Here is a 21,169-nt window from a genome sequence, read left to right on the forward strand (position 1 = left end):
TTATAGAAATCACTAAATTTGCAGAATGTCAGACGAAAAGAAATTTAAATCCGGTTTTGTAAATATCATAGGAAATCCAAATGTTGGAAAATCTACTTTGATGAATATGTTGATGAAAGAGCGTTTGGTTATCGCAACACACAAAGCGCAAACTACACGTCATCGTATCAAAGGTATTTTAACAGGAGAAGATTATCAGATTGTATTTTCGGATACGCCTGGTGTTTTGGATCCTGCTTATGAACTGCAAACAAAAATGATGGATGCAGTAAATGAATCGTTGGTGGATGCTGATGTGATTCTTTATGTTGTAGAAATTGGAGAAAAACGATTGAAAAATGAACAAGTTTTCGAACGTCTGCAAAAAACATCTACACCAATTATTTTATTATTGAATAAAATTGATACAGCTACGCCAGATCGATTAAATGAAGCAGTAGAATATTGGCACGAATTATTACCAAAAGCAGAGATTTTACCTATTTCGGCAAAAGAAAACGTGAATGTAGATTTGTTGATTAATAAGATCAAAGCAATTATTCCAGAAGGTCCGCAAGCTGGTTTAGAATACAAAATTCCTTCTGTTCCATTGGCTTTACATTTTGATTGGAAACCATGGTGGAACTTAACAAACGATTCTAACTTCGAAGCTGGTCGTTTTTCTTTAGGATTTAAATACACATTTAACTAATCAAACGTTAAAAATATAATAAGCCACTCGTTTTGAGTGGCTTTTTTTTATAAGTAAAATCATAAAACATTGGCTTAAATTAATTTTATTCCTATAAATTAATCGCTATTTTTGAAAGATTTTGGATTTTATCTAAGACCAATTATAGATTAGCACTATTATTTGATTATTCAAGATATAATTCCGAATTTTAACTTAGTATTAGATTTAATAACATTTATAAAAGATGAAACAATTAATTGGGACAGGAGTTGCTTTGGTTACGCCTTTTCAACAAGATGGTACCGTAGATTATACTGCATTAGAAAATTTAGTAAACTATAGTATCGATGGCGGTGTTGAGTATTTAGTTATTTTAGGAACTACTGCAGAAGCAGCAACACTTACAAAAGATGAAAAGAAACAGGTAATCGAAACAATAAAGAAGGCGAATGCTAATCGTGTTCCGATGGTTTTGGGTATTGGAGGTAACAATACGGCAGAAGTTATTAATGGATATCAAGAAACAGATTTGAGTGATTATATCGCAGTTCTTACGGTTTCTCCTTATTATAATAAGCCAAATCAAGAAGGGATTTATCAACATTATAAAGCGATTGCAGAAAGTACAGACGCCAACATTATTTTGTATAATGTTCCTGGTAGAACGGGTTCTAATATCTCAGCAGTTACAACAATTCGTTTAGCAAATGAATTCAAAAATATTGTTGCGATTAAAGAAGCTTCACCAGATTTCTTACAATCAACAGATATTATCCGTAAAAATACACGCGAAGATTTCAATATTATTTCTGGTGATGATGAATTCGCTGTTCCAATGACTTTAGCTGGAGGTTCTGGTGTTATTTCTGTTATCGGACAAGGTGTTCCAACTGTTTTTACAGATATGATTCGCAAAGCAATCAACAAAGAAGTTGTTGCTGCGTACGAAGGTCATTACAAAGTTGTAGAAATTACACGTGCTATTTTCGAGGAAGGAAATCCTTGCGGAATAAAAGCTGTTTTAGATAACAAAGGTGTTTGTAAACCATTTACAAGATTACCTTTAGTTGCTGCATCAGCTAACTTGACAACAAAAATTAACCAATTATTATCAAACATCTAAAAAAATAAAGCTATGATAAAAGATACAATATTAGACGCATTAAACAAACAAATCAAATTAGAAGGAGATTCTTCTCAATTATATTTAGCTATGGCTTCTTGGGCAGAAGTGAAAGGTTTGGAAGGAACTGCAAATTTCTTGTACTCGCATGCAGACGAAGAACGTATGCATATGTTAAAATTAATTAAATTTATTAACGAAAGAGGCGGAAAAGCGTTTGTTCCACAAATTGAAGAACCAAAACAAGATTTCACAACATTGAAAGAAGTTTTTACTGCAATTTTAAATCACGAATGCTTTGTCTCAGAATCAATTAACGACATTGTAGGCTTAACATTAGAAGAAAGAGATTATTCTACTCACAATTTCTTGCAATGGTATGTTTCTGAGCAAATTGAAGAAGAAAAATTAGCAAGAAATATCTTAGATAAGTTAGAAATGATCGGATCTGACAAGGGAGGTTTATATCTATTTGATCGTGATGTAGTTACATTAAGCGCAGACACAACAGCGGAATAAATCAAAACTTTGAGATTTTATTAAGAGGATAAGAAAAAAATATTTTATACTTTAGTCCTCAAATTTTATTAAATTTGCAGAATGTTTAAAAAACTAAGCTTAGTAGTTTTAATTGGCGCTTCTTTAGTGTCTTGTAACAAGACCTATAACAAAGCGATGAAAAGTACGGATAAAGACGAAATCTTTACATTGGCTACACAATTGTATCAAGATGGTAAATATGATTTGGCAAACGAATTGTATGAAAAAATTTCTACCTCATTTGTAGGAACAGAAAAATCTGCGGACATTGCCTATAATATGGCACAAGGTAACTTTAACGAAAAAAGTTTCCGTTTAGCAGGACATCAATTCAAAAGCTTTGCAGGAGCTTATCCTATGGATAGCCGCGCAGAAGAAGCTTTGTTCAAATCGGCATTTTCTTATTACAAAGATTCGCCAAAATATGACTTGGATCAAACAAGTACATATACAGCAATCAGTGAGTTACAAGGATTTATCAATTCGTATCCAGAATCAGCACACGTTGCAGAAGCAAATAATTATATTACAGAACTTAGACAAAAATTAGAGTTAAAGTCTTTCGAAATTTCTAAAGTTTATTACAAAACAATGAAATACAAGGCTGCTGGAGTTTCTTTTGACAATATGGTTGATGAATATCCAGATTCTAAATTTCGTGAAGAAGCAATGATGTATTCATTACGTTCTAAAACAGAATTGGCATTAAATTTCTCTCGTATCGAGAACAAAGATTTACGTTTACAAGATGCCAGAACGCAATATCTTTTGTTAACAAGATATTATCCGCAAACAAAATTTAAAGCAGAAGCTGATAAATTGATGGAGAAAATCGACAAAGATATGGTTGAGACTAAAAAACAATTAGCTGATATAGAAGTAGCTAAAAAGAAATTTGAAGCTGATCAAGCTGAATTAAGCAAAGAGCAAAATAATAAATAATAGTAAAATATATAAAATTCTTTCATTATGAATTTCAAGGATATCGGTGCAGCACCAACAACACAAACTTATGATCGTAATAAAATCGATGAGAAAACAGGAAACTTATACGAATCGATTGTAATTATGGGTAAAAGAGCAGAACAAATCAACCAAGAAATGAAAACTGAATTAATTCAGAAATTGGATGAGTTTGCTGCACATACAGATTCTTTAGAAGAAGTTTTTGAAAATAGAGAGCAAATCGAAGTTTCAAAATTCTACGAAAGATTACCTAAACCGACTTCTATTGCGGTTAAGGAATGGTTAGACAATGACGTATATTACAGAAATCCAAATGAGGATAAATAATGTCTGTTTTACATAGTAAAAAAATTCTTTTGGCAGTTTCTGCCGGAATAGCGGCCTACAAAGCCGCTTTTCTTGTTAGAGGGCTTATCAAAAAAGGAGCAGATGTCAAAGTTATTATGACGCCAGAAGCTCAAAACTTCGTTACTCCACTTACACTTTCCACGCTTTCCAAACATCCAGTTGAATGGGAATTTTTCGGTGATAAAGGAGATTGGAATAATCATGTGGAATATGCTCTTTGGGCAGATTATATGATTATTGCACCTTGCACAGCCAATACATTGTCTCATATGGCAGACGGAACGTGTGATAATTTGGTTTTAGCTACTTATCTTTCAGCTAAGTGTTCTGTATATTTTGCTCCTGCAATGGATTTGGATATGTACAAACATCCATCAACTTTAGAAAATATTGCTAAATTAGAATCTTTCGGAAATATTTGCATTCCTGCCGAAGCGGGTGAATTAGCAAGTGGATTGATTGGAGAAGGCAGAATGGCTGAACCTGAAAGCATTATTGCGTTTTTGGAAAGTACAATCGAAGCTACTCTCCCACTTCACGGAAAAAAAGTAGTGGTTTCTGCTGGTCCTACATACGAAAACTTAGATCCTGTTCGTTTTATAGGTAATTATTCTTCGGGAAAAATGGGATTCGAGATTGCGAAAACTGCTGCTAATTTGGGTGCAAAAGTTACCTTGGTCAGTGGTCCAAGTCACGAATCTGTTACAGGTTTTCCTATCGATCGAATAAATGTTGTTTCTGCTCGTGATATGTACGAAGCGATGCACGCTAATTTTGCTCATGCTGATGTTGTTGTAATGTCGGCGGCTGTTGCAGATTATCGTCCAAAAGAAATGGCTGAGCAAAAAATTAAGAAAGAAAACGATGATAATTTAATTATCGAATTGGTGAAAAATCCTGATATTCTAAAATCGTTAGGCGAAATCAAAACACATCAATTATTGGTTGGTTTTGCGTTAGAAACGAATAACGAAGAAGAATATGCAAAGAAAAAATTAGCCAAAAAGAATCTTGATTTTATTGTTCTTAATTCGATGCAAGATAAAGAAGCTGGTTTTCAGAAGAATACAAACAAAATTACAATTATTGACAAAGATTTATCAATGCAACAATTTGATGCTAAATCAAAAACAGATGTCGCAAAAGATATTTTGAATGTCATTTTAAATAAGTTATAAAATTTATTATGAAGAAATTAGCCTCAATTTTCTTTTCGTCGTGTTTAGCTATTTCGGCTTTCTCACAAAATATTATTGCAGATGTAAAAGTCGATTATTCTCAAGTTCAAGGATCTAATACACAGGTTTATCAAACTTTAGAAAGATCATTAAAAACGTTTATTAATTCAACAAAATGGACAAATGATCGTTTAAAAACATACGAAAGAATTGAAGCTAGTTTCGTCATTAATATAATTGAACGTGAGGGGAACAGAATGAAAGGTACGATTTTAGTACAATCTCGTCGTCCTGTTTTCAACTCAACATACTACACGCCTGTTCTTAATTTATCTGACGATAATTTTACGTTTCAATACCAAGAATCTGAAGAATTAATTTTCAATGATCGTAAATTCAGTGGAAAAAATTTGACAGATGTATTAACGTATTATATTTATTTAGTTTTGGGATATGATGCAGATACATTTGCGAAAGAAGGCGGAACTGAGTATTTCAAAATGGCGAAGAAAATTGCAGATTTTGGTCAAGTGAATAATAATTTCTCTGGTTGGAGCGAATTAGATGGAATAAAATCGCGTTCTGCGTTAATTAACAATATTCTAAAATCGGATAATTCTACACTTCGAAATATCATCTATCAATATCATAGAAACGGTTTAGACATTATGTCTGAGAACGAAGTTCGTGGTAAAAATGCGATTGGAAATACTTTATTGCAATTAGAATTTTACCAAAGAGGAAATTATTCTCAATTTTATCCGCTAGAACTTTTCTTAACAGCAAAAAATAGCGAAATTAGTCAAGTATTTTCAGGCGGACAGGTTTCTACGGTGAATATCGAAAAACTAAAAGGAATTTTAAATTCAATCGCGCCAAAATACAACGACAATTATTGGAATAAATTGAAAAAGTAAATGTTAAAAACTCTTCGCGTTAATAATTTTGCCATTATCGATCAATTGGAGATTGATTTTCATCAAGGTATGACCACAATTACTGGTGAAACTGGTGCTGGAAAATCGATTTTGTTAGGTGCTTTAAAATTAGTTTTAGGCGAACGTGCCGATTTAAAAGCCTTGAAAAATATTGATGAAAAATGTATTATTGAAGCTGTTTTTGAGATTAAAAATCTTGAATTAAATGATTTTTTCGAAGAAAATGATTTGGATTACGAAGACGAATCTATTTTGAGAAGAGAATTATTACCTTCTGGGAAATCGCGTGCTTTTATCAATGATACACCTGTTAAAGTCTCTATTTTACAGGAATTATCAGAGTTATTGATTGATATTCATTCTCAATTTAATACCCCTAAAATTTTTGAAGCTGATTTTCAACTTTCGATGTTGGATATTTACGGAGAAAATAAAGACTTGTTGAAAGAATATAAGAAAGATTTTAACCACTATATTTTAACAAAGAAAAAGATAAAAGATGCTCAAAATTCTTTAGAAAATCAATCGCAAGATTTAGAATATAAATTGCATTTATGGGAAGAATTGAACAATGCTTCGCTAAAAAATGAAGAATTAGAGGAATTGGAAATCGAAATAAAATCTTTGTCAAACGTAGAAGAAATTATTTCGACTTTGAATGAAACTTACCAATTTTTGGAACATCCAGAGATGGGAATCATTTCTCAATTGAATGAAGCAAGCAATAAATTGAATAAAATTTCGGATTATAATTCGCAATACAATTCTATTTACGAACGATTAATTTCTTCTAAAATAGAATTGCAAGATATTTCTGGTGAAATGAGTAGTTTGATAGATTCGACTGAAATTAATCCTGAAAGATTACAAGAAATTACAGATCGTTACGATTTGATTCATAAATTATTGCGTAAACATAATGTGATTTCTGTTGAAGAATTAATTGCAAAACGTGACGAATTAGAAAGTCAAACTTCTGGTTTTGATAATTTGAGTGATTTAATTATTCACTTAAATAAAGAATTGAATTCAATTTCAGAAAAACTTGAAAAACAAGTAATTAAAATTAGAAAAAATAGAATTTCTTCTATCGAAATTATCCGAAAAAATATCTTGAATACGTTGTCACAATTGGGAATGGAAAATTCTCAATTAACCATTCAATTAAACGAAACAACAGATTTTACAGCAACTGGAAAAGATGAAGTTTTGTTTCTATTCTCAGCAAATAAAGGAATGGAACCGCGTATTTTTGAAAAATCTGTTTCTGGTGGAGAACGGTCTCGATTGATGTTAGCGATTAAAAAATTATTGGCAACTCATCAACATTTACCAACGTTGATTTTAGATGAAATAGATACAGGAATTTCTGGAAAAGTTGCAAATGAAACAGGAAAAGTAATGCAAACAATGGCAGAAAATATGCAGCTTTTAGTGATTACGCATTTGCCACAAGTCGCTTCAAAAGGAAATTATCAGCTAAAAGTTTACAAAGAAGTCGTAAACGAAACAACGCAAACAAACGTTATTGAATTATCTCAACAACAACGTTTAGAAGAAATTGCACAAATGATTTCTGGTTCAGAATTGACAGATGCAGCAATCAATCAAGCAAAAGAATTAATGAATTTGAATTAAAATTCTTAAATTATATAAAATCAAAAAAGCTCGAGAAAATTCTCGAGCTTTTGTTTTATATGATTCCGAAATTATTTTGTTAATCTTTCTAACGAATATTCAATCATTGCATCAACTGCTTTGTAAGAATCAGCACTAAATTCACCTAAAATTCTATTTGCAACAATTGCATTTATCGACAATGCTTCATGTCCCATCATTGCTGATAATCCATAAATTGCAGAAGTTTCCATCTCAAAATTAGAGATTCTTAAACCTTCGTAATTAAAAGTTGTTAAACGCTCATTAATATCAGCTGGATTTGGTTGCAATCTCAAATAACGTCCCTGAGGTCCGTAAAAACCACAAGCTGTAGCTGTTACTCCTTGAATTGTTTTTTCAGAAGCTAATTTATCTAATAACAAATCAGATCCTTTTACTAAATATGGACGCGCTTTATTCGGCGACCAATCAACATGTTTAATAAAAGCATCTTCTACCTCTTTATTCATCACCGCTTCACTCCCAACATAATAATGCAAAAGTCCATCTAAACCTAAACCGTGAGAACCAATAACGAAACTATCAACAGGAATATCCGCTTGCAAAGCTCCAGAAGTTCCCATACGAACAAATGATAATTTTCTGAAATCTTTTTTGATCTCACCAGTTTCTAAATCGATGTTAGCCAAAGCGTCTAACTCAGATAAAACAATATCAATATTATCCGTTCCCATACCAGTCGAAATAACTGTTAAACGTTTACCATTCAACGTTCCTGTATGCGTCACAATTTCTCTTTTGCTTGCTGTCTGCTCGATTGTATCAAAATGTCTTGAAACTTTTTCGACACGATTTGGATCACCAACAGTTATAATAGTATCTGCTAAATGCTCTGGTCTTATATTACAATGGTAAACACTTCCGTCTGCATTTAAAACTAATTCTGATGCTGCTTTACTCATGATTTTATAATTAAAAATAAGAGAACAATATACAATTTTTATCAGTAATAATTGTAAAGAAATTATTAACCACCTACTCTTTTCACTTTAAATCCTTTATCTTTCAGGAAAGCCATAATCTTATCGCGATAATCTCCTTGAATGATGATTTGTTCGTCTTTAAAACTACCTCCAACACCCAAAAATTGCTTAATTTCTTTTGCTAAAAGTTTGAAATCTTCTGTTTCTCCTTCGTAACCTTCTATAATTGTATTTATTTTCCCTTTTCGTTTCTCAAACTTACAAATTAAGGGTTCTTTCTGAATCCATAACTCATGTTGTTCTTCATTTGATACTTCTTCTGGCTCAGGTATATGATCAGGAAAAAGATTTTTTAATTGATCTTGTAAATCCATAGTATTTGATGTAATCTTTGTAATAAATGGCGTTTTAAATTGGAATTCGTCCATTTGTACCATTATAATTACAAAGATAAAATTTTTATTGCAGTTGTTTTATAAACCAATTTGGAACTTTATCCGAAACTATTTCAAGTTCATTTCTCTTAACTTGTGCAAATAATCTCATTTCTTGAGTTGAATTATCAAAAATATAGCCTTTATCTACAATTTTTAAAGCTGGAAATAAATTCATTAAAGTAGAATGATATCGTTTAATCACCTTTTCATCTGGTACAGCGTGACCACCTTTTTCTACTCTATTTTCAATTCGAGAAATATTAATCAAAGGATCTTCAATACAGACAAAATACATATATGTTTTGAAACCACGATTTTTAGCATCCACTATTTCATCAATTTTAGAAGGATGACTCATTACCGTTTCAAATGAATAAGATTTACCTTTAATCAATAAGTGTTTTCGAATAAATGAAGTAATAAAAGACGCTTCGTAACTATGTGTAGACTTAGATTTATCAACCAAAACATTATTTCGAAACTGCACATCAATTGCTTTTCCTTCATTATTTGCTTTTTCGAATAATGAAATTGAAGCAGGTTCAGTTTTAAAATCTTCAAAATCTTTTTCGGTAAGTTTTAGTTCATATCGATCCAAATCAATAAAACCTTTTAAAGAAATTTCTTTTTCAATCAAATCTGAATTAATAAAATATCCAGCATTAAATTTTGATGAGATTGAATCGAATAAAGTAGACTTTCCAGATCCATTTGGACCAGCAAAAACGCGTAAACGTTTTATTTTAGACATAATTTAGCTCCTTTTTTCAATTCAGCTGGAACTTTTATTCGATCTATTGTTTTAATCACCTTAATTTCTCCATTAGGTTTTCTCTCGATGATTCGATTTCCTTGAACATATTGAACTGATAAATCTAATGCTTCTGAAACTCTAATTGCAGCTTGCGATGCAGATTTAGCTAAACGATTTAACGCTCCTGCTTCTTCTAATTTTAGTATATCTGATTCTTTGTTCATAATGATAGAAATTAAATTAACAATAATTATTCACCAATAAATATACGCAAATTTAGTGAAACCATTGTAATAATAAAAGCTTGACTTCATTCAAAAACCCAATTTTTTGAATCTAAATCATATAATTTTTATTTAAAAAACGATAAAATAATTATTTGATAATTTATTGCTAACAGATTAACAATAATCGATATTCATCTTTATTTTCTTTCGGCGCGCGATGTACACAAGGCAAAACTTTTTGTTCTGGATGATCAACTGCCAATCGCCAAAGATTTCCTAATCCTAAATTAATTGGTTCAACACCTGGACGAATTTGATAATGCAAATCAAAGAAATATTCTTTCAAAAAATCTTCAAAACCATCAATGTATCCATCATATAATTCGAATAGTTTTTCTCTAATTTCTGGAATCAAAATTTTTTGTTCCACATCTTCATTTGCAACAATATCACTGGAAGCGCCATAGTAAGTGCACAAAAAAGTATCCGTAGGAATTAGCGAACGATCAACGTGAAATGAATAAACATCTGTCGAAATAAAATCAAATTCAGTATCGCGTTCATAACATTTCAGTAAGTTTAAAGTTGGCGAAGCGCCAAAAACAGTTAATTGTTGTAAATCATTGATCAAAATATTTCTCGCTTTAATTCCTTCATTAGATAAATCTAAATCATTCAAATCAGCAATAGAAATAACAGTAATATCATCCTTTAAAATCAATTGATTCACAATTTCCTCAAAATCACCTTCTAAATTTCGCCGCCAATTTATCGCATTATTTTTCCCAGAAAAAGCTGTATGTACAAGTTCATCAAACGAAGAAACGACAAGAACTTGTTGTTGATTAGAATTATTTTGAGTAATCATATAGCTGCAAAATTACTATTTATCAAAAAATAATTCAGCCTAAAAATTAAATTATTCCGAATGTAAATTCTCCGTTGCAAAAGTTGTATTTTTACCAAAGATTAAAAGACAATGGAAAAAGAAATTATCACCAAAACATTTACATATAAAGGCCACACCAAAACTTTTAGTGCAGAAGTGCAACCTTTACCGCCTTTCAACCCAGAAACGATGGATCGCGTGAAATATGAAGAAACCAAAGAAGCACATTATATGCTTGCCGAAGCGGAAGTTTATAACCAGAAAACAGAATGGTTTTTTAAAATTGAACAAGAATTGCAAAAATAATGAAACGACACTTACGCTAAGTGTCGTTTTTTGTTTAAGTTTAATCCACAAAATTAAAACATGAAACAAATTACTTTAACATTATTTACACTTATTACGCTTTCGGCTTGTACTTCTAGCAAAACGGTTTTTCATAAAAAATGGACAACAAAACAAGCGCCAGAAAATTTTGTTGCTCGATTTGAAACAACAAAAGGAAATATTGATATCGAAGTTGAAAGAAAGTTATCGCCAAAAGCTGTTGATCGTTTTTATCAATTGGTTAAATACAATTTTTTCGAAGATGGAACTTTTTATCGTGTTGTTCCGAATTTTGTCGCCCAATTTGGAAATACAGACACAATTGTTTCTAATCAATGGAAAAAGTTTATTGTAGAAGATGAACCTGTTATTGCTGGAAATAGTAAAGGAGCTTTGAGTTTTGCGCGCGCAGGAAAAAACTCAAGAGATTTGGATTTGTTTATTAATCTGAAAGATAATCATCGTTTGGATACAATCAATTCCAATGATGTAGTAGGTTTTCCAAGTTTTGGAAAAGTGGTGAACGGAATGAATGTTGTAGAAAGTTTGTATGATGGTTACGCTGGACAAACAATGGAAGATGAAGAAATTTTTAACAGCACAAAATTAATGCGCGAAAGATATCCAAAGCTTGACAGAATATTGAATGCAAAAATCATTAAACTGAAAAAGAAAAACAAGTAAAACAATGTAACATAAAGTTTTAACATGACACAAAAATCAATTTAAATGTTTTGGCATGTACTTTGTAATACATAATACGTTTTTAAAACATATTTTGTGAAATGAAAAAATCAAAATTCTTTAAAGTCGCTGGAGAAGCAGCAATGGCAGCTCAAAAAGACAAATCTTTTTTTGAAAAAGTAAAGGCTTTTTTCAATATGTTAGGTGATTACAAAAAAGGAAGTTATAAACCTGACAACATGAATTTATTTCTTGGATTTGTAGCAACTTTATACATTATTTCTCCTATTGATATTATTCCAGAAGCGCTATTTGGACCTTTTGGTTTGATAGATGATTTTGGGATTTTACTTTTTGGAATGAAATATTTCAACAAAGAAATTATTAAATATCTTGCATGGAGAGATACGCAAAGAGCCTATGCAAATGTTGAAGATGCAAAAATTATTGAGTAGCTATAAATTAAATAGCTATAAAAAATCCGATTGAATTTTCAGTCGGATTTTTTATTTTTAGATTATTCAAAAAATGCTCTCTTTCTCATAAATAAAATTTATTATCTGACGATTATTCATTAGATTTGAGCAATACAATACTAAAAACTAAAACACCTGAATAATGGTAATTATTAATAATTTCGATGAATACAAAGCTTTCGAAGGTAAAGAAATCGGTAAATCTGACTGGCATATAATAAATCAAGAACAAATCAATCGCTTTGCTGATGCAACTTTAGATCATCAATGGATTCATACAGATCCTGAAAAAGCAGCTAACGAAGGACCTTTCAAAAAAACAATAGCGCATGGTTATTTAACGCTATCTTTAATTCCACATTTGTGGGATCAAATTGCGGAAGTGCGCAACATCAAAATGTTAATCAATTATGGAATTGAAAATTTGAGATTTGGACAAGCTGTTTTGGTTGATAGTGAGGTAAGATTAACTGCAAAATTGAAATCTATTACTAATTTGAGAGGAATTGCAAAAGTTGTCATCGAAGCAAATTTAGAAATTAAAGATAATCCAAAACCTGCATATACGGCAGATGTGGTTTTCCTTTACCACTTTAATGATTAATTAAAGATCAATATAATTTACAAAGCTTCTATTTTTTATAGAAGCTTTTTCTTTTCATAAAATATCGAAGTATCTTGCGCTCGATTTTATATAACATGCAAAAAATTCAAAATAATAAAACCTTAATTTCTATTGTTGGACCAACTGCAATTGGTAAAACAAATTTGGCAATAGAAGTTGCAAAACATTTTCAATCCGAAATTATTTCTTGTGATAGTCGTCAATTTTTCAAAGAAATGAAGATAGGAACTGCTGTTCCTTCTGAGGAAGAATTGACTGAAGTGAAGCATCATTTTATTCAAAATATTTCTATTCACGAAAAATATTCGGTTGGTGATTTTGAGCGTGATAGCTTAGCTTTTTTGAATAATTATTTCAAAACAAATGACATTTGCGTCATGGTTGGTGGCTCTGGTTTATATGAAAAAGCGATCACAGTTGGCTTTGACGAATTTCCTGATGTTGATCCTAAAATCAGAGAAGATTTAAATAATGAGCTTGCAGAATTTGGAATTGAAAAATTGCAAGAAGAATTGCAAGAAGTCGATCCAAAGTATTTTAAAGAAGTTGATGTTTTTAATAAACAACGTGTAACACGTGCTTTAGAGATTTACCGAGCTTCGGGTTTACCTTTCTCTCACTTCAGAAATCAAGATTTGAACAAACGTCCATTTAACATAATTAAGATAGGTTTAGAACTTCCTCGCGAAGAAATGTATGACCGTATCAATCGTCGAGTTGATATGATGATGAACGAAGGCTTATTAAATGAAGCCAAAAATTTATTTTCGCTAAAAGATTTGAATGCTTTGCAAACTGTTGGTTATCGAGAATTGTTTGATTTTTTTGAGGAAAAAATTACATTGGATTTTGCAATAGAAGAAATCAAAAAGAATACAAGACGTTTTGCAAAACGTCAAATGACATGGTTCAAAAAAGATGAAACTGTCAATTGGTTTTCTCCTTTCGAACAAGAAAATATCATTAATTTTATATCGAACAAAATATAAATTATGGAAAATTTTGTTGCCATCGATTTCGAAACTGCAAACAATTATCGTAATTCTGCTTGCGCGGTTGGAATTGTAACTGTGACAGATAATGTGATTACAGACGAGTATTACACGTTAATTCAACCACCACAAAATCAATATAATTATCATAATATTTTGGTTCATGGAATTCGTCCCGAAGACACAATTGATGCACCAAGTTTTGAAGACGTCTATTTTGAAATCAAACATCGTTTACAAAATCAGCTTGTTGTTGCACATAACGAATCGTTTGATCGTTCTGTTTTGAAGAATACAATGGAGTTTTATAGCCTCAATTACTCTCAACTTAACCTTGCCGAAAAGTGGGAATGTACATACAGAATTTTCAAACAGAAAGGAATTGTTCCTACAAAATTATCCGATTGTGCTCGCCGATTTAATCTTCAACTCAACCATCATGAAGCTTTATCTGATGCAAAAGTTTGTGCTCAATTATACTTATTAAAATAGTTTTTACTAAAAATTTATCTGATTAATCATTTAAAAATAATTTTTACAAAAATTACAATAAATTCACATTCAGTAATATAACCATTTACAAATATTTGTAAGTATTTACAATTATTTACAAGTATTTAAAATTGATTAATAACAACTTTAATAATTCACTTTTCTAAGAAAATTTAATAAAGCAAAAATTCTATTCTAAATAAGTTGATTTTATGAAATGAATTGAGAATGCAAAATTTTGAAAATTAACTTTCAAAATTTTATAAAATGAAGTTTAAACTGAAATTTAGTTCTGATAAACCTTTACAAGTTGAAAAAAAAATTAAAAATTTAAAAAATTGATTTCAATTGGATTTTTATCGAAGAAGTAAAATAATCACATTATGTATTTAACATAATAAAGAGGGTTACTCTGGGAACATTAATTTCAAAATTGAAAAATTGATTCCTCCCCTACTCTTTTTAAAAACATAAAAAAAGGTTGCATTTGCAACCTTTTCTTATAACATAATAACGCCTTCTATCTTCGAAACTTCTTTGTAATAATTGATTACTGTATCCGCATCAATCACATAAAGTTTAATCGAAATAGATGTATATTTTCTATTTTTTGAAGCTTTGTAATCAAATTCAGCATTCGTTCCTGCAAAAATATCTTTGATTTTTTTCATCGTTTCTTCACTTGAAGGATAAATGAATTTGAACAAATAATCTGTTGGAAATTTTTGTACATCATCTAATCTTTCTTTGAATTTTGCATAAAAATCTTGCTCATTGTGAGAGCTATCTGGTATTTCTTCGAATGTATAATCTCTATTTGTGTCCATATCTATTATTTTTTTGTTACAATGTCAAAAACAATACCACTTCACATTATTGATAAAATATAGAATTAATAAGACATTTTGACATATTATAAATCTTATAATTTCAATCTCATCATATAATCTATTTGTTCATCATCACCAAGTCTGAAAATATGTTGATCGAATTTTTCGAAACCATTCTTTAAATAGAAATTAATCGCTGAAATATTCTTTTCCCAAACTCCCAGCCAAATTGTATGTAGGTTGAGATTCTTCGTTATTTCTACAGCTTTATTAAAAAGAATTTGTCCAATTTTCTTTCCTTGAAACGATTCTAACACATAAATTCTTTCAATTTCTAAAGAATTCATATCATAAACTTCTGTTTGAGCATCACCAATATTCAATTTCAGATAACCGACAATTTCTTGATTAATCATTGCAAAAAAGAACAACGAATTTTGATTCTTTAATTCTTTTAATAATTGATCTTCTGAAAAACTTTCGGTCAAATATTTTTGCATATCCTCTTCTGAATTAGAAGAAGAAAATGTATCTGCAAATGTCTTTTTAGAGATTTCTTGAAGTTTTAAAATATCTTTTTCTTCAACTCTTTTTATTGTAATTTCTTCGTTCATTAATGCGAAACAAATTTTAATCCTACAATTGAACTAATTAATATAAAAATAAAGAATATTCTCCAAAAATTAGCAGGTTCTTTGAATACAAAAATTCCAATTAAAACTGTTCCAACAGCGCCAATTCCAGTCCAAACAGCATAAGCAGTTCCCAAAGGTAAAGTTTGTGTTGCTTTGATTAATAACGCCATACTTGCGACCAAACACACTGCAAAAGCACCGTACCACATATACATTTCTGAGCCTGTTGTTTCTTTGGCTTTTCCTAAAGATGATGTAAATCCAATCTCGAATAATCCTCCTAAAATCAATAAAATCCAATTCATTTTGTTAATATTTTGATGCAAAGATGAATTAGAAAAAAATAGATTTTTTTTACATTTGTAAAAAAATTATTCGCTTAAATTTCTGTGCGAATCCTACTTAATGTCACTTGAGAAATTCCTAAATAAGACGCGATATAACCTAATTGCACACGATTAATCAAACTTGGATTTTCTTCTAACAATTTTTTATAACGATCAATCGCCGTTCCTAGTTGCCTAGAAATAAAACGCTCTTCAGTTTTTATCAATTCAATTTCAGCAAGTTTTCTTCCCCAATTTGCAATTTCTAAATTTGTCGCATAAAACAATTGTATGTCTGAAGATTTAATTTCATATAACTCACAATCTTCCATTAATTCGATTGTTTCGTAGCCAATTTTATTTTCGACATAACTTCGCATCGATAAAATCAAATCGCCTTCTTTCCCAAACCAAAACGTAATTTCTTTTCCATCGTCTATCGTATACGCACGAACAATTCCTTTTTTGATGAAATATAACTTTTTCTCAACTTTATCGGCATCAATAAGCGTCGTGTTTTTTGATAATCGAATTAGTTGAATTTTATCTGCAATCAATTGAATAGACTGCGAGGAAAGTGGTGAAATTTGATCTAATATTAGTTCTATTTCCATTATTGAAACATATCTAGTAAAAGTAAACAAAAAACTCAACCTAAAATAGGCTGAGTCATTCAAATTAAATTAACACCTGAAATCTACTTTGCATGTAGACCGCATTCTTTTTTACTATTGTCTTCCCACCACCATCTTCCGGCACGAAAATCTTCACCTTCGTTTATAGCACGTGTGCAAGGAGCACAACCAATACTTATAAAACCCTTGTCGTGTAACGGGTTGTAAGGAACTCTATTTTCTTTCAAATATTCGAAACAATCCCCTGTTGTAAAATCAATCAATGGATTGAATTTGAATAATTGTTTTTCTTCGTCAAACTCTATTTCGTGCATATCATGTCGATTATTCGATTGCTCCGCACGCAAACCTGTAATCCAAACTGATGCTTCTTTTAATGCACGATTCAAAGGAATTACTTTTCTGATATAGCAACATTGTTTTCTTAAATCAACCGAATCGTAAAAAGGATTAATCCCATTTTCTTCAACAAAATTTTCTAACTCCTCTGTTGGTGGATAAAATGGTTTAATCTTCGCTTGATATTTCAATTCAGTTTTGTTCCACGTATTATACGTTTCCTGAAAAACACGTCCTGTATCTAAAGTAAAAATTTCAATATTGTCTAATTTTTGACTCAAAATAGCATGAGAAATAACTTGATCTTCGAAACCAAAACTTGTCGAAAAAACTATCTTTTCTTTAACGTTGTTATTCAAAAACAATAATTTTTCTTCTAAACTAGTTTGTTCTATTACTTCCTCTAATATTTCTTTCAGTTGATTCATTTTGCATATATAATCTCTATAGTTTTTATAGAGTAATTATTTTTAACAAATGTATCAATTCCAACTTTGTAAACAAAACTAATCTCGACTAATTTTATAGATATAATGCAATATAGAATCAATAAATTATATAAGCTAATTTTATTTATACTTTAATCATTTTCGATAGTTAATTATCATATTCATAAAAAAGAACAAAATTAGTCCAAATTGCCACTAAACAGAGGTTTTCGAAGAGTTTAAATTATTAATTAACTCAAAAATCAATATAATTATTAGGATAAAAATATTTAAAATACCATAAAAATAAATTCTATCTAATCATCTTCGAGAACAAATTATGAATATCGCAAAACTAAAAAGTCAAACTTTACAATGTTTGACTTTTTAATTTATATTTTTTGTAATGATAAATTAGGACAAAAATGGATGAAAATAACCAAACCCAATAACCGAAAAGAGTAAATCATACTCATGCACTTGCAAAATATTTAATCTTGTCAAATGATTAATTCCATAAAAAGACATTAAAACTATAGTTAGAATTGAAATATAAAAACCTACATTTTTTCGGTAAAATATCCATTAAAATAATAATGTAATATTTCCTAACCAACAAAAAAAGTCCAAATAAGGAAAAGTCATCCATCCGACATAAGCGTATATATATCCTGAATATTCTTCGGGATTGTCAAAAATGAAATGCACAGGTAAAATCAAACTCACCAAATAAGTTAAAATACTTACATATAAAAACAGATTATTTTTCCAATTTAGCTTCAAACTCTTCTATTTGCTTTTCCAATTTTTTATTCTCTTTTTCCAATTTGTTTTGAGGACTAAACATTGCATAAACCAGCAAACCTACTCCTACTCCCACAACAGCGCCAACTTTTTCGTTCTTATTAATTGCTTTCGAAATTGCAATTCCTGCAGCTGCTCCAGTTGTTACGATAGAAACTGTATTTTCAAAACCTTTTGATTTTGTGTCCAAAACCTCTAATAAATTATTCATAGTTGATTATTTTTTTTTAATAGTTGCAATAAATATTCCTAAATATAAATCATTCCAAATTATTTTAAAAATTGTTCGTATTAATTCAAGTGTTTATCTTTGTTCGGTAACATTTTTAGAATGGAAATACAAGACAAAATTTTAGCGCTTCGAGAAGAGCTTACTCAGCATAATTACAATTATTACGTTTTAGATAATCCGACAATTTCTGATTTCGAATTTGATTTGAAATTGAAAGAATTAAAACGATTAGAAGACGAAAATCCTATCTTTTTTGATGTCAATTCACCTACACAACGCGTTGGTGGAATGGTTACAAAAAATTTCCCGACGATTACACACGAATTTAGAATGTATTCGTTAGACAATTCATATTCAGTTGAAGATTTGCAAGATTGGGAAAAACGAATTGAGAAAACGTTAGGTGAAAAAGTAGAATTTGTTTGTGAATTGAAATATGATGGCGCTTCCATTTCTATTTTGTACGAAAACGGCGAATTGATGCAGGCTGTAACGCGTGGAGATGGAACACAAGGTGATGAAATCACGAATAATATTCGTACAATACAATCTGTTCCATTGAAATTGAAAGGAAATTATCCTGAACGATTTTATATGCGTGGCGAAATTACAATTCCGCTCAATAAATTTGCTTCAATTAATGAAGAACGCGCTAATAATGGTTTAGAATTGTATGCAAATCCTCGAAATACTGCTTCTGGATCATTGAAATTACAAGATAATACCGAAGTTGCTAAACGTGGTTTACAATGTTTCCCATATTATTTTATTGGAAATAATTTGCCTTATTCTACGCAATGGGAAATGCTACAAGCCGCTGATGAATTAGGTTTTAAGATTCCGCATACGTCAAAATTATGTACTTCTTTGGAAGAAGTTTTAGCTTTTGTAGATCATTGGGATATCGAACGTAAAAATTTACCTTACGAAACGGACGGAATTGTGATCAAAGTGAATTCTTTTTCACAACAAGACGAATTAGGTTATACAGCAAAATCTCCACGTTGGGCAATGGCATATAAATTCAAAGCTGAAGCTGCCGAAACCGAATTATTGAGTATTGATTATCAAGTTGGTCGAACTGGAGCGATTACGCCTGTTGCAAATCTTGCGCCTGTTTCTTTGGCTGGAACGATCGTAAAACGTGCTTCTGTCCACAACGAAGATATTATTAAAAAGTTGGATATCCGCATTGGTGATATGGTTTATGTGGAAAAAGGAGGCGAAATTATTCCGAAAATTATTGGTGTCAATACTGATGTTCGCCAACCTGGAACCGAAGAAATCGAATTCATTAAAAATTGTCCTTCTTGCGGAACAGAATTAATTCGTAATGAAGGTGAAGCGCAGCATTATTGTCCAAATGAGAATGGTTGCGAACCGCAAATTATTGGAAAATTAGAACATTTTGTTTCTCGAAAAGCAATGGATATTGAAAGTATTGGTGGTGAAACAGCGGTTTTGTTACACAAAGCAAATTTGCTTAATAACATTGCTGATTTTTATACTTTACAAAAAGAAGATATTTTGCCTTTGGAAAGAATGGCTGAAAAATCTGCTCAAAATATTATTAATTCTGTCGAAAAATCCAAAGAGCAACCTTTCGAAAAGGTATTGTATGCAATTGGAATTCGTCATGTTGGTGAAACGGTTGCAAAAAAATTAGTCAAACATTTTCAAACTATTGATCGTTTGATGAATGCAACAATGGAAGAATTAGTTTCTGTGACGGATGTTGGAGAAAAAATTGCAATTTCGATTAAGGAATATTTTAAAGAAGAACAACATCAGATTTTGATTCAACGTTTACGTGATTATGGATTGAATTTCGAGATTGGTGAAGAAGCAAAACCTTTGTCAGATTCTTTGGAAGGCAAAACGTTTTTGTTTACAGGAACTTTGACAAAATTCAATCGTACTGATGCACAAAAAATGGTGGAAGATCATGGCGGGAAAAATATTTCTGCAGTTTCTAAAAACTTAAATTTCTTGGTTGCTGGCGATAAAGCTGGAAGTAAACTGAAAAAAGCAGAAGAAATAGGAACAGTTGTTGTTTTAACGGAAGACGAATTTTTAAATATGATTAACGGCTAATGGAATCAGGATTAATTGCAGTCATTATATTCGGAATTGTATTATTGATTTTGATTCCATTTATCTATTATGGATTGCGAATGGCAGGCTACAACAAAGCCGCGATGATTGTTTCGCTTGCGATTTTTTTTATTGTGATGATTCCGATGGTGAAATATGGTTACAGAAGTCAAATGTATTCCAACGATGATTTGAAAACTGATTTACACCAAGCAGGAATTGGGTTTAAAGGAAATTTAAAAATTGTTTCGACAGATATTTCTGGAATTAAAAATATGAAACAAGAAACAGTTTTGATAATGGATTCAGCCGATGTCAATACCATTATTAATCGAATAGAAACTGATCCTCGCTTCAAAATTTCTCCAGAAACACTGAGTTTGAAAGAAGAATTAGGCTCGAATGCAAAACATAAAACCAATAGAAATTATCGTTTCAAAGATAATTTTATTTTAGAAACTTACGGAATGTCTGATGATTACACGATTCGATATTCGGAACTGAAATTTAGAAAAGGAAATGACACAGTTTTCTTCAAAAAAGAAGAAGTGTATTAAAAAGATAAAATCCGTCA

Annotated in this window: 28 protein-coding genes; 16 read left to right on the top strand and 12 right to left on the bottom strand. The window is 30.6% G+C overall.

The window, feature by feature from the left end; all coding sequences use genetic code 11:
• Positions 1-25: 25 nt before the first annotated feature.
• The 8 genes from era to recN all read left to right on the top strand — a co-directional run bounded on the left by era (position 26) and on the right by recN (position 7,404).
• Positions 26-691 (top strand): GTPase Era, encoded by a 666-nt coding sequence (gene era / locus N5D03_RS02985; RefSeq protein ID WP_280050904.1) that lies wholly within the window; start codon positions 26-28, stop codon positions 689-691.
• 226 nt (positions 692-917) lie between these two features.
• Positions 918-1,796, top strand: coding sequence for a 4-hydroxy-tetrahydrodipicolinate synthase (gene dapA, locus N5D03_RS02990; protein ID WP_280050905.1), 879 nt, complete (start codon positions 918-920; stop codon positions 1,794-1,796).
• A gap of 12 nt (positions 1,797-1,808) precedes the next feature.
• Positions 1,809-2,315, top strand: coding sequence for a ferritin (locus N5D03_RS02995; RefSeq protein WP_280050906.1), 507 nt, complete (start codon positions 1,809-1,811; stop codon positions 2,313-2,315).
• Positions 2,316-2,396: 81 nt separating this feature from the next.
• The gene (gene bamD, locus N5D03_RS03000; protein ID WP_038334250.1) at positions 2,397-3,278 is read left to right on the top strand and encodes an outer membrane protein assembly factor BamD; all 882 of its coding nucleotides are present in this window, start codon (positions 2,397-2,399) and stop codon (positions 3,276-3,278) included.
• A gap of 27 nt (positions 3,279-3,305) precedes the next feature.
• On the top strand, positions 3,306-3,629 hold the full coding sequence (locus N5D03_RS03005) for a DNA-directed RNA polymerase subunit omega (RefSeq protein WP_019973784.1): 324 nt from the start codon (positions 3,306-3,308) through the stop codon (positions 3,627-3,629).
• Positions 3,629-4,828 (top strand): bifunctional phosphopantothenoylcysteine decarboxylase/phosphopantothenate--cysteine ligase CoaBC, encoded by a 1,200-nt coding sequence (gene coaBC / locus N5D03_RS03010; RefSeq protein ID WP_280050907.1) that lies wholly within the window; start codon positions 3,629-3,631, stop codon positions 4,826-4,828. Before N5D03_RS03005 ends, coaBC begins: the two co-directional genes overlap by 1 nt.
• A gap of 8 nt (positions 4,829-4,836) precedes the next feature.
• Positions 4,837-5,745, top strand: a complete 909-nt coding sequence (locus N5D03_RS03015) for a DUF4835 family protein (protein WP_280050908.1) — start codon at positions 4,837-4,839, stop codon at positions 5,743-5,745.
• Positions 5,746-7,404, top strand: a complete 1,659-nt coding sequence (recN, locus tag N5D03_RS03020) for a DNA repair protein RecN (RefSeq protein ID WP_280050909.1) — start codon at positions 5,746-5,748, stop codon at positions 7,402-7,404.
• A gap of 71 nt (positions 7,405-7,475) precedes the next feature.
• Here recN and N5D03_RS03025 read toward each other — a convergent pair whose 3' ends face one another.
• From N5D03_RS03025 to N5D03_RS03045, 5 genes are all read right to left on the bottom strand, one after another.
• Positions 7,476-8,348: a nucleoside phosphorylase gene (locus tag N5D03_RS03025; RefSeq protein ID WP_115000579.1), complete on the bottom strand. Its 873-nt coding sequence runs from the start codon at positions 8,346-8,348 to the stop codon at positions 7,476-7,478.
• Positions 8,349-8,413: 65 nt separating this feature from the next.
• Positions 8,414-8,743: a translation initiation factor gene (locus N5D03_RS03030; protein ID WP_115002063.1), complete on the bottom strand. Its 330-nt coding sequence runs from the start codon at positions 8,741-8,743 to the stop codon at positions 8,414-8,416.
• Between the two features lie 85 nt (positions 8,744-8,828).
• Positions 8,829-9,557 (bottom strand): hypothetical protein, encoded by a 729-nt coding sequence (locus tag N5D03_RS03035; protein WP_115000581.1) that lies wholly within the window; start codon positions 9,555-9,557, stop codon positions 8,829-8,831.
• A complete protein-coding gene (locus N5D03_RS03040) occupies positions 9,545-9,784 on the bottom strand; it encodes a hypothetical protein (RefSeq protein WP_038334320.1) in 240 nt (79 codons plus the stop codon). The genes N5D03_RS03035 and N5D03_RS03040 overlap by 13 nt, the downstream gene beginning before the upstream one ends.
• A 169-nt stretch (positions 9,785-9,953) precedes the next feature.
• The gene (locus N5D03_RS03045; RefSeq protein ID WP_115000583.1) at positions 9,954-10,655 is read right to left on the bottom strand and encodes a DUF1826 domain-containing protein; all 702 of its coding nucleotides are present in this window, start codon (positions 10,653-10,655) and stop codon (positions 9,954-9,956) included.
• Between the two features lie 111 nt (positions 10,656-10,766).
• Here N5D03_RS03045 and N5D03_RS03050 point away from each other — a divergent pair, with 111 nt between their 5' ends.
• The 6 genes from N5D03_RS03050 to N5D03_RS03075 all read left to right on the top strand — a co-directional run bounded on the left by N5D03_RS03050 (position 10,767) and on the right by N5D03_RS03075 (position 14,272).
• Positions 10,767-10,982: a hypothetical protein gene (locus tag N5D03_RS03050; protein WP_038334324.1), complete on the top strand. Its 216-nt coding sequence runs from the start codon at positions 10,767-10,769 to the stop codon at positions 10,980-10,982.
• A 60-nt stretch (positions 10,983-11,042) separates the two neighbouring features.
• Positions 11,043-11,687 carry a peptidylprolyl isomerase gene (locus tag N5D03_RS03055; protein ID WP_115000585.1) on the top strand — a complete coding sequence of 215 codons (645 nt, stop codon included), beginning with the start codon at positions 11,043-11,045 and terminating at the stop codon, positions 11,685-11,687.
• A gap of 101 nt (positions 11,688-11,788) precedes the next feature.
• On the top strand, positions 11,789-12,142 hold the full coding sequence (locus tag N5D03_RS03060) for a YkvA family protein (RefSeq protein ID WP_115000587.1): 354 nt from the start codon (positions 11,789-11,791) through the stop codon (positions 12,140-12,142).
• Positions 12,143-12,305: 163 nt separating this feature from the next.
• Positions 12,306-12,767 carry a MaoC family dehydratase gene (locus tag N5D03_RS03065; protein WP_038334338.1) on the top strand — a complete coding sequence of 154 codons (462 nt, stop codon included), beginning with the start codon at positions 12,306-12,308 and terminating at the stop codon, positions 12,765-12,767.
• Between the two features lie 95 nt (positions 12,768-12,862).
• Positions 12,863-13,777: a tRNA (adenosine(37)-N6)-dimethylallyltransferase MiaA gene (gene miaA, locus N5D03_RS03070; RefSeq protein ID WP_280050910.1), complete on the top strand. Its 915-nt coding sequence runs from the start codon at positions 12,863-12,865 to the stop codon at positions 13,775-13,777.
• A gap of 3 nt (positions 13,778-13,780) precedes the next feature.
• Positions 13,781-14,272, top strand: coding sequence for a 3'-5' exonuclease (locus tag N5D03_RS03075; protein ID WP_038334348.1), 492 nt, complete (start codon positions 13,781-13,783; stop codon positions 14,270-14,272).
• 500 nt (positions 14,273-14,772) lie between these two features.
• Here N5D03_RS03075 and N5D03_RS03080 read toward each other — a convergent pair whose 3' ends face one another.
• From N5D03_RS03080 to N5D03_RS03110, 7 genes are all read right to left on the bottom strand, one after another.
• The gene (locus N5D03_RS03080) at positions 14,773-15,099 is read right to left on the bottom strand and encodes a DUF493 family protein (protein WP_038334352.1); all 327 of its coding nucleotides are present in this window, start codon (positions 15,097-15,099) and stop codon (positions 14,773-14,775) included.
• Positions 15,100-15,194: 95 nt separating this feature from the next.
• Complete coding sequence (locus tag N5D03_RS03085; protein ID WP_280050911.1) at positions 15,195-15,716, bottom strand: GNAT family N-acetyltransferase; 522 nt, start codon at positions 15,714-15,716, stop codon at positions 15,195-15,197.
• Positions 15,716-16,042, bottom strand: a complete 327-nt coding sequence (locus tag N5D03_RS03090) for a multidrug efflux SMR transporter (protein ID WP_125349392.1) — start codon at positions 16,040-16,042, stop codon at positions 15,716-15,718. Before N5D03_RS03090 ends, N5D03_RS03085 begins: the two co-directional genes overlap by 1 nt.
• 74 nt (positions 16,043-16,116) lie before the next feature.
• Positions 16,117-16,677 carry a Crp/Fnr family transcriptional regulator gene (locus N5D03_RS03095; protein ID WP_280050912.1) on the bottom strand — a complete coding sequence of 187 codons (561 nt, stop codon included), beginning with the start codon at positions 16,675-16,677 and terminating at the stop codon, positions 16,117-16,119.
• A gap of 83 nt (positions 16,678-16,760) precedes the next feature.
• On the bottom strand, positions 16,761-17,465 hold the full coding sequence (locus N5D03_RS03100; protein WP_280050913.1) for a phosphoadenylyl-sulfate reductase: 705 nt from the start codon (positions 17,463-17,465) through the stop codon (positions 16,761-16,763).
• Between the two features lie 585 nt (positions 17,466-18,050).
• Positions 18,051-18,248, bottom strand: coding sequence for a hypothetical protein (locus N5D03_RS03105; RefSeq protein WP_280050914.1), 198 nt, complete (start codon positions 18,246-18,248; stop codon positions 18,051-18,053).
• The gene (locus N5D03_RS03110) at positions 18,226-18,480 is read right to left on the bottom strand and encodes a hypothetical protein (protein ID WP_280050915.1); all 255 of its coding nucleotides are present in this window, start codon (positions 18,478-18,480) and stop codon (positions 18,226-18,228) included. Before N5D03_RS03110 ends, N5D03_RS03105 begins: the two co-directional genes overlap by 23 nt.
• Before the next feature lie 120 nt (positions 18,481-18,600).
• Here N5D03_RS03110 and ligA point away from each other — a divergent pair, with 120 nt between their 5' ends.
• Both ligA and N5D03_RS03120 read left to right on the top strand, forming a co-directional pair.
• On the top strand, positions 18,601-20,595 hold the full coding sequence (gene ligA, locus N5D03_RS03115; RefSeq protein WP_280050916.1) for an NAD-dependent DNA ligase LigA: 1,995 nt from the start codon (positions 18,601-18,603) through the stop codon (positions 20,593-20,595).
• Positions 20,595-21,152, top strand: coding sequence for a hypothetical protein (locus N5D03_RS03120; RefSeq protein WP_280050917.1), 558 nt, complete (start codon positions 20,595-20,597; stop codon positions 21,150-21,152). The genes ligA and N5D03_RS03120 overlap by 1 nt, the downstream gene beginning before the upstream one ends.
• The last annotated feature ends 17 nt before the right edge of the window (positions 21,153-21,169 follow it).

The sequence above is a fragment of the Empedobacter sp. GD03861 genome (genome assembly GCF_029840885.1).
GTDB lineage: Bacteria > Bacteroidota > Bacteroidia > Flavobacteriales > Weeksellaceae > Empedobacter > Empedobacter falsenii_B.

What these genes read in the sequence shown, in the direction of transcription:
- ligA (WP_280050916.1), top strand. Translation starts at nt 18,601, where the DNA reads ATGGAAATACAAGACAAAATTTTAGCGCTTCGAGAAGAGCTTACTCAG.
- N5D03_RS03030 (WP_115002063.1), bottom strand. Translation starts at nt 8,743, where the DNA reads ATGGATTTACAAGATCAATTAAAAAATCTTTTTCCTGATCATATACCT.
- N5D03_RS03100 (WP_280050913.1), bottom strand. Translation starts at nt 17,465, where the DNA reads ATGAATCAACTGAAAGAAATATTAGAGGAAGTAATAGAACAAACTAGT.
- N5D03_RS03035 (WP_115000581.1), bottom strand. Translation starts at nt 9,557, where the DNA reads ATGTCTAAAATAAAACGTTTACGCGTTTTTGCTGGTCCAAATGGATCT.
- N5D03_RS03080 (WP_038334352.1), bottom strand. Translation starts at nt 15,099, where the DNA reads ATGGACACAAATAGAGATTATACATTCGAAGAAATACCAGATAGCTCT.
- N5D03_RS03060 (WP_115000587.1), top strand. Translation starts at nt 11,789, where the DNA reads ATGAAAAAATCAAAATTCTTTAAAGTCGCTGGAGAAGCAGCAATGGCA.
- N5D03_RS03005 (WP_019973784.1), top strand. Translation starts at nt 3,306, where the DNA reads ATGAATTTCAAGGATATCGGTGCAGCACCAACAACACAAACTTATGAT.
- bamD (WP_038334250.1), top strand. Translation starts at nt 2,397, where the DNA reads ATGTTTAAAAAACTAAGCTTAGTAGTTTTAATTGGCGCTTCTTTAGTG.
- N5D03_RS02995 (WP_280050906.1), top strand. Translation starts at nt 1,809, where the DNA reads ATGATAAAAGATACAATATTAGACGCATTAAACAAACAAATCAAATTA.
- N5D03_RS03090 (WP_125349392.1), bottom strand. Translation starts at nt 16,042, where the DNA reads ATGAATTGGATTTTATTGATTTTAGGAGGATTATTCGAGATTGGATTT.
- N5D03_RS03040 (WP_038334320.1), bottom strand. Translation starts at nt 9,784, where the DNA reads ATGAACAAAGAATCAGATATACTAAAATTAGAAGAAGCAGGAGCGTTA.
- N5D03_RS03015 (WP_280050908.1), top strand. Translation starts at nt 4,837, where the DNA reads ATGAAGAAATTAGCCTCAATTTTCTTTTCGTCGTGTTTAGCTATTTCG.
- N5D03_RS03075 (WP_038334348.1), top strand. Translation starts at nt 13,781, where the DNA reads ATGGAAAATTTTGTTGCCATCGATTTCGAAACTGCAAACAATTATCGT.
- era (WP_280050904.1), top strand. Translation starts at nt 26, where the DNA reads ATGTCAGACGAAAAGAAATTTAAATCCGGTTTTGTAAATATCATAGGA.
- N5D03_RS03095 (WP_280050912.1), bottom strand. Translation starts at nt 16,677, where the DNA reads ATGGAAATAGAACTAATATTAGATCAAATTTCACCACTTTCCTCGCAG.
- N5D03_RS03065 (WP_038334338.1), top strand. Translation starts at nt 12,306, where the DNA reads ATGGTAATTATTAATAATTTCGATGAATACAAAGCTTTCGAAGGTAAA.
- N5D03_RS03120 (WP_280050917.1), top strand. Translation starts at nt 20,595, where the DNA reads ATGGAATCAGGATTAATTGCAGTCATTATATTCGGAATTGTATTATTG.
- miaA (WP_280050910.1), top strand. Translation starts at nt 12,863, where the DNA reads ATGCAAAAAATTCAAAATAATAAAACCTTAATTTCTATTGTTGGACCA.
- N5D03_RS03045 (WP_115000583.1), bottom strand. Translation starts at nt 10,655, where the DNA reads ATGATTACTCAAAATAATTCTAATCAACAACAAGTTCTTGTCGTTTCT.
- N5D03_RS03110 (WP_280050915.1), bottom strand. Translation starts at nt 18,480, where the DNA reads ATGAATAATTTATTAGAGGTTTTGGACACAAAATCAAAAGGTTTTGAA.
- N5D03_RS03050 (WP_038334324.1), top strand. Translation starts at nt 10,767, where the DNA reads ATGGAAAAAGAAATTATCACCAAAACATTTACATATAAAGGCCACACC.
- N5D03_RS03085 (WP_280050911.1), bottom strand. Translation starts at nt 15,716, where the DNA reads ATGAACGAAGAAATTACAATAAAAAGAGTTGAAGAAAAAGATATTTTA.
- N5D03_RS03055 (WP_115000585.1), top strand. Translation starts at nt 11,043, where the DNA reads ATGAAACAAATTACTTTAACATTATTTACACTTATTACGCTTTCGGCT.
- N5D03_RS03025 (WP_115000579.1), bottom strand. Translation starts at nt 8,348, where the DNA reads ATGAGTAAAGCAGCATCAGAATTAGTTTTAAATGCAGACGGAAGTGTT.
- recN (WP_280050909.1), top strand. Translation starts at nt 5,746, where the DNA reads ATGTTAAAAACTCTTCGCGTTAATAATTTTGCCATTATCGATCAATTG.
- coaBC (WP_280050907.1), top strand. Translation starts at nt 3,629, where the DNA reads ATGTCTGTTTTACATAGTAAAAAAATTCTTTTGGCAGTTTCTGCCGGA.
- dapA (WP_280050905.1), top strand. Translation starts at nt 918, where the DNA reads ATGAAACAATTAATTGGGACAGGAGTTGCTTTGGTTACGCCTTTTCAA.